Genomic DNA, 17454 nt, shown 5'->3' on the forward strand with positions numbered 1-17454 from the left:
AGGTAACATATAACCTAATTTCGATTACACACGCTGATATGGAATCCCCTGATGTTAAAAATCTTTAATACAATGAGTCGCCAAAAAGAGGAATTCAAACCTATTCATGCCCCAGAAGTTGGCATGTACGTGTGTGGTATCACCGTTTACGATTTGTGTCATATCGGACATGGCCGCACTTTTGTCGCTTTCGACGTGGTTGCACGTTACCTGCGTTTTCTCGGCTATAAGCTTAAGTATGTGCGCAACATTACCGATATCGACGATAAAATTATTAAACGCGCCAATGAAAATGGCGAAGATTTTGTCGCGCTGGTTGACCGTATGGTGGCTGAAATGCACACCGATTTCGACGCGCTGAATATTTTGCGCCCGGACAGCGAGCCGCGCGCCACCAAACACATCCCAGATATCATCGAAATTGTTGAACAGCTTATTGCGCGTAATCACGCCTATGTTGCCAGCAATGGCGATGTGATGTTCTCCGTGGAAACCGACGCGGATTACGGCAAGCTTTCGCGTCAGGATCTGGATCAACTGCAAGCTGGCGCTCGTGTTGAAGTAGAAGCGAACGTTAAACGTAATCCGATGGATTTCGTGCTGTGGAAAATGTCCAAGCCGGGCGAGCCGAGCTGGTCATCTCCGTGGGGCGAGGGCCGTCCTGGCTGGCACATCGAATGTTCGGCGATGAACTGCAAACAGCTCGGCAACCATTTTGATATTCATGGCGGCGGTTCAGACTTAATGTTCCCGCACCACGAAAACGAAATCGCGCAGTCAACTTGTGCACACGGCGGCGAGTACGTTAACACCTGGATGCACTCCGGGATGGTGATGGTTGACCGTGAAAAAATGTCCAAATCGCTGGGCAACTTCTTCACTGTGCGTGACGTGCTGAAATATTACGATGCCGAAACCATTCGCTACTTTCTGATGTCCGGCCACTATCGCAGCCAGCTGAACTACAGCGAAGAAAACCTGAAACAGGCACGTACTTCGCTTGAGCGTTTATATACCGCTCTGCGTGGCACGGATTCGAGCGTTCAACCTGCGGGTGGCGAAGCATTTGAAGCGCGCTTCCGTGAAGCGATGGATGACGATTTCAATACCCCGGAAGCGTACTCTGTACTGTTTGATATGGCTCGTGAAGTGAACCGCCTGAAAACCGAAGATTTGGCGGCAGCAAATGGCCTGGCTGCGGCGTTACGCAAGCTTTCTGGTGTGCTGGGTTTGCTTGAGCAAGAACCTGAAGCTTTCCTGCAAAGCAGTGTGCAGGCTGACGATGGTGAAGTGGCTGAAATCGAAGCGTTGATCAAACAACGTAACGATGCCCGCCAATCGAAAGACTGGGCGCTGGCGGATCAGGCTCGTGACCGTCTTAATGAGATGGGGATCGTGCTGGAAGATGGCCCGCAAGGGACGACCTGGCGCCGAAAGTAACATTTATTCAGTTAGATAAAACATAAAGCGGCTTAGGCCGCTTTTTTATCAGCTATGATATTGGTGACAAGAATGAAAATAGGCCAATTCATGGGTAGCACAAATAAAAAAGACGGTGAATCACTGAATCCACCTCTTTACTTGATCAGACCGGTCACTGATATCGTTGCTTTGAGAAAAGCGCTTTCTGGCTCTGGGATAAAGCAGTCTTTCCTTGCTGAGGACATCATTAATGCCATTGGGGAAGAAGGAAAACATCTTTATCTCTTCGAGGGAGGGGAATATACGTTTTTGCGTTCCAGTGATGGTTTAGTGATTTCGTCGGCAAGAGGCGAATTAATCTACGGTATCGCCGAGTGTATTCGTCCTCGCGGTGGCTGGTCTTTAAGAATAGAAGAACCCTGCGACTGTTGGGTTGTTCCAGCGGAAAAAGCCTTTGAAATAATTACCCAAAAGCAACTTTGGGAATCTGTCGCTAATATTTTTGCGTGGTATTTGCAGATATTTACCTCACGTGAAGAGCACCTGGTTGGCGTCCCGGCTTACGTGATGATCCGCACTAAATTGCTTGAATTACAGGCACAACCCGAAGACTTTCGCCGTGATATGAATGTAGCGGATTATATTCAGCAGCGTACGCAGCTCGCGCGCAGCACGATTATGGCAATACTCGGAGAGCTACGGCGCGGAGATTACATTGAGATTAAACGCGGCAGGCTGGTGGCAGTGAACCATTTGCCGAAAGAATATTAAAAAAAGCTCTGGCTGTAAGGCCAGAGCTTTTTGGTTTTTGCAGGTGACTTATTGTCTTATGAGTTATTTGGGGTACGAATCAGGTAATCAAATGCGCTCAGTGAAGCTTTCGCACCTTCGCCAGTGGCGATAATAATTTGTTTATAGGGCACGGTAGTGCAGTCGCCAGCAGCAAAAACACCCTTCACAGTGGTTTCACATTTCGCATCAATGATGATTTCACCCATGCGGTTGCGCTCTACGCTGCCTTCCAGCCAGTTGGTGTTTGGCAACAGACCGATTTGCACGAAAATCCCCGCCAGTTCAATCTCATGTACATTTTCGGTCAGGCGATCTTTGTACTGTAAACCAGTGACTTTGCTGCCATCGCCTTTCACTTCCAGCGTTTGCGCATTCAAAATAATGTCGACGTTTTTCAGGCTGCGGACTTTATTCTGCAACACTTGGTCGGCTTTCATTTCTGGGGCGAACTCAAGCAGCGTAACGTGTTCGACGATACCCGCCAGATCAATTGCTGCTTCAACACCAGAGTTACCACCGCCGATCACCGCCACGCGTTTGCCTTTAAACAGTGGGCCGTCGCAGTGTGGGCAGTAAGTCACGCCTTTGGTGCGATACTGTTCTTCGCCTGGCACGTTCATATTGCGCCACTTCGCTCCCGTCGCAATGATAATGCTGCGAGCGCTAAGTGTTGCGCCGGAAGCCGTTTGAATCTGGTGCAAACCGCCTGCGGTTTTAGCCGGTATTAATTTGCTGGCACTTTGCGTGTCGATAACATCCACATCGTAATCATCAACGTGGGCTTTCAGTGCGCCAGCCAGTTTCTGCCCTTCGGTTTTCGGTACCGAAATGTAGTTTTCGATATCAACGGTATCTAATACCTGGCCGCCAAAACGTTCGCCCATCAGGCCGGTGCGAATGCCTTTACGTGCCGAGTAAACCGCAGCAGCAGCACCCGCTGGGCCGCTACCGACAATTAATACATCGTAAGCTTCCCGTTTGTTCAGGGCTTCGGCTGCGCGCTTTTCGGCACCAGTATCAATTTTGCTGACAATTTCCGCGAGCGTCATCCGGCCTTGACCGAACTCTTTGCCGTTCAGGAACACCGCAGGCACACCCATCACGTTGCGCTCCTGAATTTCATTCTGGAATACGCCGCCGTCAATGGCGATATGGCTGATGCGCGGGTTTAACACGCTCATCAGGTTCAGCGCCTGCACCACGTCCGGGCAGTTGTGGCAGGAGAGCGAATAAAAAGTTTCAAAATGGAAATCGCCGTCAATTTCGCGGATTTGCTCAAGCAAATCTTGTGACTCTTTCGACGGATGTCCCCCGGTTTGTAGCAAAGCTAAAACCAGAGAAGTAAATTCGTGGCCGAGTGGAGAACCTGCAAAGCGCGGGCCTTTATCGGAACCTGGATTGGTAATCAGAAACGACGGTTTGCGTACCGGTAAATCGTTATTAATCGTGAAAGTAACTTTGTCAGATAACTCAGCAATCTCTGCCAGCAGTTCCTTTATCTCGGTTGATTTTGCGCCGTCGTCCAGCGTGGCAATCAACTCAACAGGTTTGGTTAATCTCTCAAGGTAAGCTTTGAGTTGGGTTTTCATGTTGTTGTCGAGCATGGGTAAATCTCCCTGATGGCAAAGCCTAAAGTGGCAAAGTGGCGGGTGTCGCGCTACGGCTCACCCGCCCTGCGAAAAGAAAAGTGATTAGATTTTGCCGACCAGGTCTAATGATGGAGCCAGCGTAGCTTCGCCTTCTCTCCATTTAGCCGGGCAAACTTCACCTGGGTGAGAAGCCACATACTGAGCGGCTTTCACTTTACGCAGCAGGTCAGACGCGTCACGGCCAATGCCTTCAGCAGTTACTTCGATAGCCTGAATGATGCCCTGTGGGTCAACAATAAAGGTACCGCGGTCAGCAAGGCCCTGATCTTCGCGCATGTTTTCGAAGTTACGGGTCAGTGCACCAGTTGGGTCACCAATCATCGCGTATTTGATTTTTGCGATGGTTTCAGAACTGCTGTGCCACGCTTTGTGGGTGAAATGGGTATCGGTAGAAACAGAATAAATATCTACGCCCAGTTTCTGGAACTCGTCGTAATGGTCAGCCACATCGCCCAGTTCAGTTGGGCATACAAAAGTGAAGTCAGCAGGATAGAAGAAGAAAACGCTCCAGCGGCCTTCTACGTCTTGCTCGGTAACTTCAATAAATTCACCGTTTTTAAAAGCGCTGTTTTTGAATGGTTTGATTTTTGTATTAATTAAAGACATCTGTATTTTCTCCGTTTTGCGATGGGAGAAAGGTACCGAATATTCGTGCCAGGCTCTAATGGGTAGGCTGTATCGAATTGATAAGTTTTACCTAACAACTTAAGTCACAGGCAAAAAAAACCACCCGTTGCCGGGTGGTCTCAGTTTGTTGCTTGTTGCGCGTTACAATTCCACTTTAAAAAATCATAACAGCGGCGGGATTAAATCACTGTTGCGCCAGATGGGTCAATCCACTCAATCGTTATATTAACGATGGTTCTGATAGCCACCATCTATGAATCATGCCCATCATGGTTGTCCATAATGCGTACAATTCCGAAAGCAGCACACTTTCATGTCAGAGAAATTGCAGGAGTGTGATAACACGGCTAGATTTAGCCAGCACCAGCTATGAGTACCTTTTGCGCCAGTGCGCACATTCATCTCGAGGGTTAGGCGTTGTCGGAATTGCTTTCACTTGTATTGTTTGTCACAGCCATTGCCGTGTACGCCTTTAAAGCCGGACGTAATCTCTGGTGGTTTAGCGTCATCCTGCTTATTTTGGGTTTGTATATTGTCCTGAACGTGACGTTTGTCGCCAGTAACTACTTCACCGGCGAAGGTATTAATGATGCTGTGCTGTATACCCTGACGAGCAGCATGACGGGAGCCGGGATTGGCAAATATATTCTTCCCGGTGTTGGGGTATTTGTTGCACTGGTCGCGGTGTTCGGTGGTTTGACCTGGATTCTGCGTCGCCGCAAAGGGTATCCCCATCATTTGGGTTATAGCCTGTTAGCAATCGTTTTGGCGATGGCCTCGGTCGATGCATCACCCGCGTTTCGCCAGGTGACAGAACTGGTTAAATCACAAACCCGCTCAGGTGATTCTGATTTCGATGTTTATTACAAAGTCCCGCAAGGCACAATTAATAACCCAAAGCTTAATCTCGTTTATATTTATGGCGAAAGTCTGGAACGCACTTATTTAGAACCAGAGTATTTCCCTGAGTTAGCACCGGAATTAACCGGGCTGAAGAATGGAGGAATGGATTTTAGTCATACCGTTCAATTACCTGGCACCGATTATACCATCGCCGGAATGGTTGCTTCACAATGTGGTATACCGTTATTCGCCCCATTTGAGGGGAATTCATCAGCCTCGATGTCGAGTTTCTTCCCGAAAAATATCTGTTTGGGCGATATCCTGAAAGCATCGGGTTACGAAAACTACTTTATGCAGGGCGCAGACTTACGTTTTGCAGGGAAAGATATTTTTTTACAATCCCATGGCTTCGACCATATGTACGGGGCGCAAGAACTGAAGTCGATGGTTGCTGATCCGGCTTACCGCAATAACTGGGGCTTCTACGACGATACCGTGCTGGACGAAGTGTTCGAAAAATATCTCGAGCTTTCGAAAGCGAACAAACGTTTTTCACTGTTCACTTTAACGGTCGATACGCATCACCCGGACGGCTTTATTTCGAAAACCTGCAAACGCCGCAGCTACAGCTTTGAAGGCAAAGAAAACCAGTCTTTCAGTGCCGTGGCTTGTAGCCAGGAACATATTGCTGCGCTTATAGAGAAAATAAAAGCCTCACCGTATTTTAAAAATACCGTGATCGTCGTTTCCTCTGACCATCTGGCGATGAATAATACCGCCTACAAATATCTCAATCAGCACGATAGAAATAACCTGTTCTTTATTATTCGTGGTGATCAACCACAGGCAGATGTGGTGCCGGTAAAACGCAGCACTCTGGATAACGGGGCGACGGTGCTGGATGTTCTGGGTGGCGATAATTACCTTGGCCTGGGGCGCAGTAGTTTGTCGGGGCAGTCAATTGCCGCGGTGTTTCTTAACGTGAAAGAAAAGGTGATGGAGTGGAAACCGGACGTCATCGATCTGTGGAATTTCCCGAAAACTATTACTCAATATGAGATAGACCAGCAGAAAAATACTTTTAGTTATTCTGGGGCGCATTTCAAAATGCCACTGCTGCTGCGTATTCTGGATAAGAAAATCGAGCCATTACCGGAAAGCGAATATTCTGCCCCGTTGCGCTATCAACTGGCTGATTTCAGTGAAAAAGATAAGTTCATTTGGGCCGATCGCTGTTTCAAAATGGCGCGTTTGTGGGAGCCGAAACTGGCACTTTCCACCGGCCTGTGTGTTGCTCAGGGGCAAATGGGCGGACAACCGTCGGTGCGTTTAATTGAACAGCCGCAGGAACAGCATGCGGTGGAGTTCGCAAAACAAGAGATCGACAAGGCGCGTTATAAAAACACTGTTGCGCTATTAAAACTGGATGAAAATGCCATTCGTTACCCGGCCGATAGTTTTATTTTCAACGTGCCAGGTGCTCCGCTTGAGGTGAAAGCGTATTCCGGAATTTCACGTCCGGAAGAGTGGGGGCGCTGGTCAAATGCCAATCTGGCTCCAGAAGTGAAAATTGAATATGCCGAACCGTTACCGGAGAAATTTGATCTGGTGATCACCGCTAAAGCGTTTGGTCCAAATGTTGGTCAGCCGATGCCGGTAAAAATCGGTAGCCAGCAGCAGACATTAACGCTCGGTGAAGAATTGACTACCACTACGCTGCATTTTGATAACCATGAGCGCAGTAACTTGCTGGAAATTATTCCGCCACAGCCGCAGTTATCTAATGAAGGGAATATTCTTGGCCATGAACCGCGCAAGCTGGGGATTGGGATGGGGGATATTAAGGTGGTTCCGGCGATTTAGTTGGCGAATGAAGTTGTCGGATGTCGCTAGCGCTAATCCGACTTACGGTTTTGTAGGGTGGATAAGCGCTTAGCGCCATCCACCTTTTACATCAAATATTTACAGAATTCCCTGGCCCAACATTGCATCGGCCACTTTGACGAAACCAGCAATATTGGCACCGCGCACATAATGCGTTTGCTTATCTTCGCCGCCGTAATTGACGCAGGCTTCGTGAATATCCAGCATGATGTGATGCAAACGAATATCCACTTTTTCAGACTTCCAGCTCAGGCGCGCCGCATTCTGCGCCATCTCCAGGCCTGAAGTGGCCACGCCGCCCGCATTTGCCGCTTTGCCTGGTGCGAACAACACGCCAGCTTCCAGGAACAGATTGGTGGCTTCAATGGTGGTCGGCATGTTCGCGCCTTCGGCGACGGCTATTACGCCATTGGCGATCAGCGTGCGTGCCGCTTCGGTATCCAGTTCGTTCTGCGTGGCGCAAGGCAGCGCGATGTCGACTGGTACGCTCCACGGTTGCTGGCCTTCAAGGTAAACCAGACCAAACTCTTTCGCGTAATCAGCTACGCGCCCGTCGCGGCTGGATTTGATCTCAGTTAAACGCGCCAGCTTCTCGGTTGTGAAGCCCGCTTCATCCACCACGGTGCCGTTGGAATCGGAAGCCGTCACCACGCGAGCCCCTAGCGATAACGCTTTTTCGATAGCGTATTGCGCCACGTTACCGGAACCTGAAACGGCGACGCGCTTGCCTTCAAAACCCTGGCCGTGGCGTTGTAGCATGGCATCGGTGAAGTAAATCAGGCCGTAACCGGTAGCTTCCGGGCGAATCAGACTACCGCCAAACGACAAACCCTTGCCGGTGAATACGCAAGACGTATTGTTGGAGAGCTTTTTCATCATCCCGGCCATAAAGCCCACTTCACGGCCACCCACGCCAATATCGCCTGCCGGAACGTCAGTGTCTGGCCCTAAATGGCGATACAACTCCATCATCAGTGCCTGGCAAAAACGCATAATCTCGCCTTCACTTTTGCCTTTTGGGTTAAAGTCGCTGCCGCCTTTACCCCCGCCCATTGGCAATGTCGTCAGCGCGTTTTTGAAGGTCTGCTCAAAACCTAAGAATTTCAGAATCGACAAATTCACAGAGGGGTGGAAACGCATCCCGCCTTTGAATGGCCCGATTGCGGAGCTAAATTGCACGCGCCAGGCGCGGTTAACCTGCACCTGATTTTTGTCATCCACCCAGGTCACGCGGAATTGAATGACGCGCTCAGGCTCGACTAAACGCTCCAGTAACGCGGAACGGCGATATTGCGGGTTTTGTTCGAGGAATGGCCACAGGGTGGTCATCACTTCACGTACTGCCTGCGCAAATTCAGGCTGGTGCGGATCACGTTGTTGAACAGAGGTGAGGAATGATTCGAGAGAAAGCGTGTTTTCCATAGTTCTGGAAGTCCTTTTTATAAGTCATGTTGTATTTGTGTTGTGTCTTTCGAATATAACATTCACTTATTACCGAACCGCAAGCGATTTCTCTTTATTCTCAGCCAAGCCGTATTAGCGTTATTAATTGCGTTGCGTTACCTTTCCATATTGCTTTGAATTCACAACCTTTTTTGTATGGGCCAAGTGAATGATTCAAAACCAGAATTAGCTGTTGTTCATCAATTTTACTTATGGATGCAGCCGAAAAATCAAAGTAGCGCCCGACGTGACGAAACAAGGCTTTAAATAAACTTTCTTTCGCTGAAAACACCAAGGTTAAAGCGTAATTAAAGGGAAATGGCGATGCAGCGATCGGTTCTTTCTCTGCGTTTTCAATAATGCCGTTGTATATATCCAGCGCGACATTTGGCGCAATAATTTCTTCATAGTCGATGCCTACTCCCACTCGTAAAAGTGGGTCGTCAGCCATGACTGTTGCCAGCGCGATATTACCGCTGTGCGAAATGCTGCCGCTAAACCCTGGTGGCCAGCAAGGTTCGCGATGCAAACCGATTCCGGGAACATAATCCGTCACTTCATGAAAACGCAGCGCTTCAGCGGCGGCAATTCTTCCCGCGAGATGTTCGGCCTGGCGTTTTTTTACCGCACTGGATAAACGTTGATGATGCGGCAGCCATAACAGATCGTCGGGCTGAAAGGTTGTGGCGTCAAAATCGACGCGGAAAACCCGCTGACCAGGGAAGAAGTCGAAATGGGATAGTTGATATTGCATCGCGATCGCTTAAAAACGGTGGATGTCGCTCACGCTAATCCACCTTACAACGGGTTTCTCGTAGGGCGGATAAGCGCAGGCATCATCCGCCGAATAGACAAAAACTTAGAAGTGCGTATTCAGACTCACATAATAAGTACGACCGGATTCGTTATACGTTGCGGCACCCGCACCATACATATAACCGGTCGTGCCGCCAGTCGTCTGGGCATTACCCGCACGCCAGTGACGTTCGTCAAACAGGTTATCGATGCCCGCCGTCAGACTAACGTTTTTCGTCGCATCCCAGGTTCCGCTCAGGCCCAAAATGCTATAAGGGCTCACTTCGTTGGTTTCCGTTCCTGTTGCTGGCTGACCTTTATAGTTGTACTTCTTCGGCTGTTGCTTGCCGTACCAGGTAAAGGTCGATTGCAGTGAAATGTCCTGGCGAACCTGCCAGCTTAGCGTGGAATTCAAGGTATATTCCGGAATAACAGACAGGCGCTCGCCAGTCTCTTTATTCTTGCTTTCCAGCATATAAGTGATGTTATTCGTCCAGTTCACAGAATTGGAGACCGGCACGTTTAATGCACCTTCCAGGCCTTCTACCAGTGCCTCAGCAATATTATCCCACTGGTAAATATCTGTTTTGGTTTTGCCTGATGCCGTCTGGCCGATAGGGGCATAACCCGCTTCAATTTTGTTGCGGTAGTCGTTGCGGAACCAGGTCACACCGGCAAGCCAGCCATCACGTTTGAACTCAAGACCGATCTCTTTGTTAATGCTGGTTTCCGCTTTGAGATCGTCATTGCCCATCATGTAGCAACCCACGCCGGTGCCGCTGGCGTAGCAACCCTGGCCTTTGCTGTACAGAATGTAGTTCGGGTTGGTTTGATACAGGCTTGGCGCTTTATAGGCGCGGGCGATGCCCATTTTCAACGTGAAGTCATCGCCTAAACCTTGAGACAGATTCAGTGACGGACTCCAGTTGTTGCCCACAATACTGTGGTGATCAAAACGCAGACCTGGCGTCAGCATGGTGCTGTCGGTCACTTCCATGTTGTCTTCAGCAAACAACGAGAAGATCTTTGCCTCCGAGTACGGGCTACGGTCGGTGCTGCTTGAGCCAGGGATCGGCCCGCCCATAAACGTCTGGCTGTTTGACGATAAATCTTTCATCTTCTGTTGGTTCCATTCGGTACCCAACGTCAGGTTCTGATTCACCACGAAATCAATCGGGATATTCACTTCGCTGTGCAACAGCACGTCGCTCAGGTCGATATCACTGAATTTATCGCTGGAGAAAATCCCTTCGGTACCACCGGCCAGGCCTTCCTGCATACGCGAGTTGCGCGTGTGCTCATACTGCACCCAGTTACTTGTGGTCAGGCCGCTATCCCAGCCGCCGTTCCAGGTCAGTGAGTAACTCTGGCGATACAGACGGTTAGTCTCGTTACCATAGTTATCTTTAACGATTTGGTTGGTATTGGTGTTCTGCGTATCGCCGGAATACAGGTTGCCCTGGCGGCTGTAGCCCGCTTCCAGTTCCAGTGATTGCATGGGCGCAAAGTCCCAACGCACTACACCGTTGACGTCTTTGTTGGTGACACCTTCGCGGCCTGCGGGCAGCGTATCCGCGTAAATCCCGGTACGTTCAGACTGGTGGCCCTGGTTAATGTCCCAGGCATCGGCCTGAGTTTTATCCAGATTACCGTACAGACGGAAGCTGAAATCCCCGCCCAGCGGGCCGTTCAGACTGAAGTTAGTACGTTTGGTTGAGCCTTCATCATTGTGCTCAGGCGCATTGAGATAAGTGTTCCACGAACCGTGCCACTCGCCGCTGCCTTTTTTGGTGATGATATTCACCACGCCGCCTGCTGCACCGTTACCGTAACGCGCGGCCGCAGGGCCACGAATCACTTCAATGCGTTCAACCATTTCTGGTGGCACCCAGCTTGCATCACCGCGGGTATCACGCTCGCCACGCCAGCCCAAACGAACAGAGTTACGGCTGGTGACAGGTTTGCCGTCGATCAGAATCAGGGTGTTTTCCGGGCCCATACCGCGAATATCAATCTGGCGGCCGTTACCGCGCTGGCCGCTGGTGGAGTTACCGGTGAGGTTCACGCCAGGCATGGTACGGACGATCTCGGAGATATCACGCGCGGGTGGGCGCTTCTTGAGTTCTTCAGCGGTGATGGTCGAAACCCCTGGAGCCTGCAAGTTCTGCTCGGCAGCGGTAACCACCATGGTGTCTTCGTCGGCGGGGATCGGCGTGTTGTCGTTGCTTGTCGCAGCGGTTTGAGCCGTTGCTGATGCCGCTTGCTCTGCCGCGTAAGCGGGGAGTGTGGCACCGTAGATTCCCAGATTAATCAGCATCGCGAGGGAATAGTTAATTTTTATAGTCATTATGGCGGCCTGCTTTTCCGCTGAACCCGTTGTCATTCCATTCCCAGAGGGATCGGGTGCAGCATGGATTTCACATAGTGATACCAAGATCTCCCCGCCAACCCCCATGAAATGAGGAAATTGTGCGGTCAAGTCCGGCAATTTATTGTTTTTGCACCAGGAAGCTGGTAGCTCAAAGCGCGGAAATACGCTATTGCAAATGCAAATAATTATCAATAGTATTATCAATATATTTCAGCCTTATTGATCGTTATCAATAATTTCAAATGGTTATGTTCTAGTGAGAAATATTCTGACAGGAAGTGAAGGCTGGTGGCAGCAAAGGCTGGCGCATGGGATACCTACCGTTAGCGGTGAGAAAGACGGCCAATGTACGGTGACATTCCTGTGGCGTGACCCACAAGGCAGTGAGCAAACCTCAGCGATCAAACGAGTCTGGATTTACATCACTGGCGTTACTGACCATCACCAACGCGCTCGTCCACAAACCCTTGAACGCGTGGCGGGGACGGATGTCTGGCTGTGGGAAACGCAGCTCAGCAGCACCTGGCGCGGCAGTTACTGTTTTATTCCGTCATCTTGCGAAGAGGATTTCCCGGCGGCAGCCTTCGAAGGCATCGTGCCGGAACCTATGGCGCTGCGCGAAGGGTGGCGAAAATTATTGCCATGTGCGATTGCCGACCCTCTGAATCCTGAAAGCTGGCACGGCGGACGCGGGCATCCCATGTCAGCACTTCATCTGCCCGATGCGCCACCGCAGCCCGGTTGGCAAGCACTGGAAATACCCTACCGCGAGCCGCAGTGCATCACCTGGAATAGCCCACGTCTGCACAACCAGCGCAGGGTGTGGATATTCACCACCGGCGATGAATCACCGGAGCAGCGCCCGTTGGCGATTTTGCTCGACGGGCAATTCTGGGCGGAAGGGATGCCGGTATGGTCCGCGTTGCAGGCACAAACGGACAGCGGTGAGCTGCCGCCCGCTGTTTACGTGCTGATTGATGTCATCGACGATGCGACGCGTAGCGATGAGCTGCCGTGTAATGCGCAGTTCTGGTGTGCGGTACAAGAGGAGCTTTTGCCGCAGCTTCGTGCGCAAATCCGCTGGAATGAAAACCCTGAAACCACCGTGGTGGCGGGGCAAAGCTATGGTGGGCTTTCATCGCTTTATGCCGCACTCCACTGGCCGGAACAATTTGGCTGCGTGCTTAGCCAGTCCGGTTCGTACTGGTGGCCAAAGCGCGAAACCGCGGCGCACGGCGGGCAGTTAATCCAGCAACTGGAAAGCGGCTTGCGCTGCGCAAAACCGTTACGCATCTATCTTGAAGCAGGGGTCAGAGAACCGCTCATTCATCAAGTTAATCAACGAATTTATCCCTTACTACAACAGACACAGCAGCCGATTTTCTACCGTCAGGTTGACGGTGGGCATGATGCGCTTTGCTGGCGAGGCGGGTTGCTCGACGGTCTGACCTGGCTGTGGAAAGCGTCTTTTAAACAGGAGTAAGGCATGGAATTTAGTAATCCCTTCGACTCAGTGCAGAGCCGTTTTTTCATCCTTGAAAACCGCCAGCAACAGTTCAGTTTATGGCCTGAACACTGTGCATTGCCCGGTGGCTGGCAGGTGGTTTGTGAACCGGCATCAAACGATGAGTGCAACCGTTGGCTGCTTGCCAACTGGACGCAACTGCAACCTTCATCTTTTGCAAAAACTGGGGTGATCGGTGAGTAAAAATATAATGACCTTGCCGTTAGTGGCGGCGCAGCCCGGCATCTGGATGGCGGATCAGCTTTTGCCACAGGCCAATGCGTGGAGCGTGGCCCATTACGTTGAATTAAAAGGCGAACTCAATGAAGCGCTACTGTGCAAGGCTATCGTCGCCGGAATGAAAGAGGCCGATACCCTTGGCATGCGCTTTAGCGAAGTGGATGGCGAAGCGCGCCAGTGGGTTGATCCTGACGCGTCGTTCACTCTGCCGCTGTGCCGCGATCTCCGTGAAAGCACCGACCCAGAAGCGGCGGCATTGACCATGATGCGCAACGATCTCGAACAGGATTTACGTATCAGTAGCGGCAAACCGCTTTACCATCATCAGATTTTACGAGTCAGCGAAACGCGCTGGTTCTGGTATCAACGTTTCCATCATTTAGTGGTAGATGGCTTCAGCTTCACCGCCATTACCCGCCGTATTGCCAATATTTACAGTGCCTACTGTCAGAATGTGCAACCTGAACCCAGCCCGTTTACCCCGTTTAGCGAAGTGGTGGCTGAATACGAACATTACCGAGAAAGCGACGCCTGGCAACGCGATGCGGCATTTTGGGCAAGTAAAACCAAACAGCTGCCGCCTCCCGCCACGCTTTCGGCTAAACCGCTGACAGGCCAGGGGTCCACTACGCAATTGATTCGCCAGTCGCTGCATTTTGACAGCACTGAGTTCATGGAGCTGGTGAACAGCGCTCGCTCCCATAACCTGACCGCCGCCGATATGGCGTTAGGGCTGGTGGCCTTGTGGCTCGGGCGCTTAAGCGGGCGTGCTGATTATTCGGCGGGCTTTATCTTCATGCGCCGCATGGGTTCCGCAGCGCTTTGCGCAACCGGCCCGGTGTTAAACGTGCTGCCGTTTGGCGTGCGTATCGAGCCGGACTTTACCCTTGCGGCACTCGCCGCAAATCTGGCGAAAGAGTTAAAAGGCCTGCGTCGTTACCAGCGCTACGATGCCGAGCAAATCCAGCGTGATTTAGGGCAGGTTTCCAGCGGTGAGCCGTTATATGGCCCGGTATTGAACCTGAAAATGTTTGATTACCGCCTGGATTTCAACGGCATTGACGGGGTTACGCATCAACTGGCATCAGGGCCAGTGCGAGATCTGGAAATTGCGCTGTATATCAGCGAACAGGGCGACTTCTCGCTGGAAATTCTGGCGAACGCCGAGCGTTATGATGCCGGCACATTGCAGCAACATCTCGCTCGTTTGCCGCGACTTTTGCGCCAGTTTGCGGCCAATCCCGACTTACGCTGTGTGGATGCCCAACTGCTACATGAATCCGAAATAGAACTGTTGGATGGTGTCAACGCCACGCAAACGGTAGTTCCCGCGACAACCTTAAGCCAGTTGATTGGCGAACAGGTTCTGCGCACGCCAAATGCTCCGGCGCTGGCTGATGAAAACCATCAGTTTACTTATCGTGAAATGCACCAACAGGTGCGTGCTTTGGCCAGTGAACTGATTGCCCGTGGCGTGAAACCTGGCGATGTGGTGGCGGTGGCGCTACCGCGTTCGGTCTATTTATCACTGGCGTTGCAGGCGATTGTTGAAGTGGGCGCAGCGTGGTTGCCGCTGGATACTGGTTATCCCGACGAACGCCTGCATATGATGCTGGAAGATGCGGCGCCGCGTTTGCTGCTGACCGCGCAAGAGCAGCTCCCGCGATTTAGCGTCATCAATGGTTTGCAAACCTTTAGTTATCAGGCGCTGCTGGAAACCGATAATTTACCGGAGCGGCAAGCACTTTCGCGCCCCGAACACACCGCGTATGTGATTTTCACCTCTGGTTCAACAGGCCGCCCGAAAGGGGTGATGGTTGGGCAACAGGCCATCGTTAACCGCCTGTTATGGATGCAAAATCACTATCCATTAAACGCTGAAGATGTGGTTTTGCAGAAAACCCCATGCAGTTTTGATGTATCGGTGTGGGAGTTTTTCTGGCCGTATCTGGTTGGCGCACAACTGGTGATGGCACCGCCGGAGGCGCACCGCGATCCACAAGCGCTACAGCAGCTCTTTGCCCGTTATCGCGTTACTACCACGCACTTTGTTCCCTCGATGTTGAGCGCGTTTGTTGCAGCACTTGGCGATGAAGCCGCGATTGCCAGCTGCACCACATTACGCCGCGTGTTCTGTAGTGGTGAAGCGCTGCCAACCGAACTGTGCCGCCAGTGGGAACAGCTAACTCACGCGCCGCTACACAACCTTTATGGGCCAACGGAAGCCGCTGTGGACGTGAGCTGGTATCCGGCATTTGGTGACGAACTGGCGCAGGTGTCGGGTAGCAGCGTGCCGATTGGCTGGCCGGTTTGGAACACGGGCTTGCGCATTCTGGACTCGGCAATGCGCCCGGTACCGCCGGGTATTGCAGGCGATCTTTACCTCACCGGCATTCAACTTGCGCAAGGTTACTTATCCCGCCCGGATCTCACCGCCAGCCGTTTTGTTGCCGACCCTTTTGCCGCAGGTGAGCGGATGTACCGCACCGGTGACGTCGCACGCTGGCTGGATGACGGTGCGGTGGAATATCTCGGGCGCAGCGACGATCAGCTAAAAATCCGCGGCCAGCGCATTGAGCTAGGGGATATTGACCGTGCGTTGCAGGCTTTGCCCGATGTGGCACAGGCCGTGACACACGCTTGCGTGCTCAATAAAGAAGCCGTTAGCGGCGGTGATGCTCGCCAGTTGGTCGGTTATCTGGTTTCGGCTGCTGGTCAGGCATTGCCCCTCGAGCCAATGCGTGAACAACTTAGCGCGGTCCTGCCTGCGCATATGGTGCCGGTGGCGTTAATCCAGCTGGATGAATTCCCGCTGAGCGCCAACGGTAAGCTGGACAGAAAAGCATTGCCGTTGCCTGAACTGGCGTTACGCAGCAGCGGTCGTGCGCCCGAATCGGCTCTGGAAATCACCATCGCTGGATCTTTTGCCAGCCTGCTGGGTTGTGAAATTCAGTCCGTGGATGACGACTTCTTTGCCCTCGGCGGCCATTCATTACTGGCGATGCGCCTGGCGGCTGAATTACGCCGTACCCTCGCAAGGCCGGTGACCGTCGGCCAGGTAATGGTGGCGTCCACCGTCGGCCAACTTGCGGAAACTCTGGCACAAGGGCAGGGCGAAGAAGAGGCCAGCCGCGCAGGTTTTGCTGCGGTTCTGCCGTTGCGTAAAAGCCACGGGCCGACGCTGTACTGCTTCCATCCGGCGTCGGGTTTTGCCTGGCAATTTAGTGTGTTGCAGCGTTATCTCGACCCGCGCTGGTCGATTACCGGTATTCAGTCACCGCGCCCGGATGGCCCGATGCAGCAAGCGGAAAATCTGGCACAGGTTTGCGAATCGCATCTGCAAACCCTGCGCGAACTTCAGCCGCATGGCCCGTATTACCTGATGGGATATTCGTTGGGTGGCACACTCGCGCAAGGCATTGCGGCACGGCTTGAAGCGGCAGGCGAAGCAGTGGCGTTTTTAGGCCTGCTGGATACCTGGCCGCCAGAAACACAAAACTGGGCGGAGAAGGGGGCAAACGAACTCGATCCTCTGGTACTTGAAGAGATTAACCGTGAACGCGAAGCCTTTGTTGCCGCACAAGTCGGTCAAGCTTCAGACGCCTTATTCCAGGCCATAGAAGGTAACTATGGTGATGCGGTGCGGTTGTTAACCAGCGCGCAAAGCGTGCCGTTTGGTGGGAAAGCCACGTTGTTTGTGGCCGAGCGAACGCTGCCCGAAGGAATGGAGCCGCAAAAAGCCTGGGTACCGTGGATTAGCGAGCTTGAAGTCTTCCGCCTGGACTGCGCACACGTCGATATTATTTCGCCAAAAGCCTTTGAGGAAATAGGGCCGCTGTTACAGCAGGTGTTAGCGCTGAGCTAAATAAAAGCGGCGGATGGTT

Annotated in this window: 11 protein-coding genes; 6 read left to right on the plus strand and 5 right to left on the minus strand. The window is 51.9% G+C overall.

What is annotated here, in order from left to right; translation table 11 throughout:
• Positions 1–51: 51 nt before the first annotated feature.
• Entirely contained in the window at positions 52–1440 is a 1389-nt protein-coding gene (gene cysS, locus EC843_RS13135; protein ID WP_121814172.1) for a cysteine--tRNA ligase, read from the plus strand.
• A 72-nt stretch (positions 1441–1512) separates the two neighbouring features.
• Complete coding sequence (locus tag EC843_RS13140; RefSeq protein ID WP_064548942.1) at positions 1513–2193, plus strand: helix-turn-helix domain-containing protein; 681 nt, start codon at positions 1513–1515, stop codon at positions 2191–2193.
• A 56-nt stretch (positions 2194–2249) separates the two neighbouring features.
• Here the strand turns inward: EC843_RS13140 and ahpF are convergent, their stop codons facing one another.
• Positions 2250–3818: an alkyl hydroperoxide reductase subunit F gene (gene ahpF, locus EC843_RS13145; RefSeq protein WP_064548940.1), complete on the minus strand. Its 1569-nt coding sequence runs from the start codon at positions 3816–3818 to the stop codon at positions 2250–2252.
• Positions 3819–3905: 87 nt separating this feature from the next.
• Positions 3906–4469: an alkyl hydroperoxide reductase subunit C gene (gene ahpC / locus EC843_RS13150; protein ID WP_064548938.1), complete on the minus strand. Its 564-nt coding sequence runs from the start codon at positions 4467–4469 to the stop codon at positions 3906–3908.
• A 438-nt stretch (positions 4470–4907) separates the two neighbouring features.
• On the opposite strand from ahpC, the gene opgB reads away from it, so the two are divergent.
• A complete protein-coding gene (gene opgB, locus EC843_RS13155) occupies positions 4908–7196 on the plus strand; it encodes a phosphatidylglycerol--membrane-oligosaccharide glycerophosphotransferase (RefSeq protein ID WP_133522367.1) in 2289 nt (762 codons plus the stop codon).
• Between the two features lie 99 nt (positions 7197–7295).
• On the opposite strand, the gene gdhA is transcribed toward opgB, so the two are convergent.
• The 3 genes from gdhA to EC843_RS13170 all read right to left on the minus strand — a co-directional run bounded on the left by gdhA (position 7296) and on the right by EC843_RS13170 (position 11802).
• Complete coding sequence (gene gdhA / locus EC843_RS13160; RefSeq protein ID WP_064548934.1) at positions 7296–8639, minus strand: NADP-specific glutamate dehydrogenase; 1344 nt, start codon at positions 8637–8639, stop codon at positions 7296–7298.
• Positions 8640–8739: 100 nt separating this feature from the next.
• Positions 8740–9414 carry an enterobactin synthase subunit EntD gene (entD, locus tag EC843_RS13165; RefSeq protein ID WP_133522368.1) on the minus strand — a complete coding sequence of 225 codons (675 nt, stop codon included), beginning with the start codon at positions 9412–9414 and terminating at the stop codon, positions 8740–8742.
• Between the two features lie 105 nt (positions 9415–9519).
• Positions 9520–11802 carry a TonB-dependent siderophore receptor gene (locus EC843_RS13170; RefSeq protein WP_064549030.1) on the minus strand — a complete coding sequence of 761 codons (2283 nt, stop codon included), beginning with the start codon at positions 11800–11802 and terminating at the stop codon, positions 9520–9522.
• 280 nt (positions 11803–12082) lie between these two features.
• Between EC843_RS13170 and fes the strand changes: the two genes are divergently transcribed.
• The 3 genes from fes to EC843_RS13185 are packed head-to-tail and all read left to right on the plus strand — an operon-like array spanning position 12083 to position 17435.
• Positions 12083–13309, plus strand: a complete 1227-nt coding sequence (fes, locus tag EC843_RS13175) for an enterochelin esterase (protein WP_133522369.1) — start codon at positions 12083–12085, stop codon at positions 13307–13309.
• A 3-nt stretch (positions 13310–13312) separates the two neighbouring features.
• Positions 13313–13534 (plus strand): MbtH family NRPS accessory protein, encoded by a 222-nt coding sequence (locus tag EC843_RS13180; RefSeq protein WP_121814167.1) that lies wholly within the window; start codon positions 13313–13315, stop codon positions 13532–13534.
• Positions 13535–13541: 7 nt separating this feature from the next.
• Positions 13542–17435: an enterobactin synthase subunit F gene (locus EC843_RS13185; RefSeq protein ID WP_133522558.1), complete on the plus strand. Its 3894-nt coding sequence runs from the start codon at positions 13542–13544 to the stop codon at positions 17433–17435.
• Positions 17436–17454: the final 19 nt, after the last annotated feature.

This window comes from Buttiauxella sp. JUb87 (assembly GCF_004361975.1).
Lineage (GTDB): Bacteria > Pseudomonadota > Gammaproteobacteria > Enterobacterales > Enterobacteriaceae > Buttiauxella > Buttiauxella ferragutiae.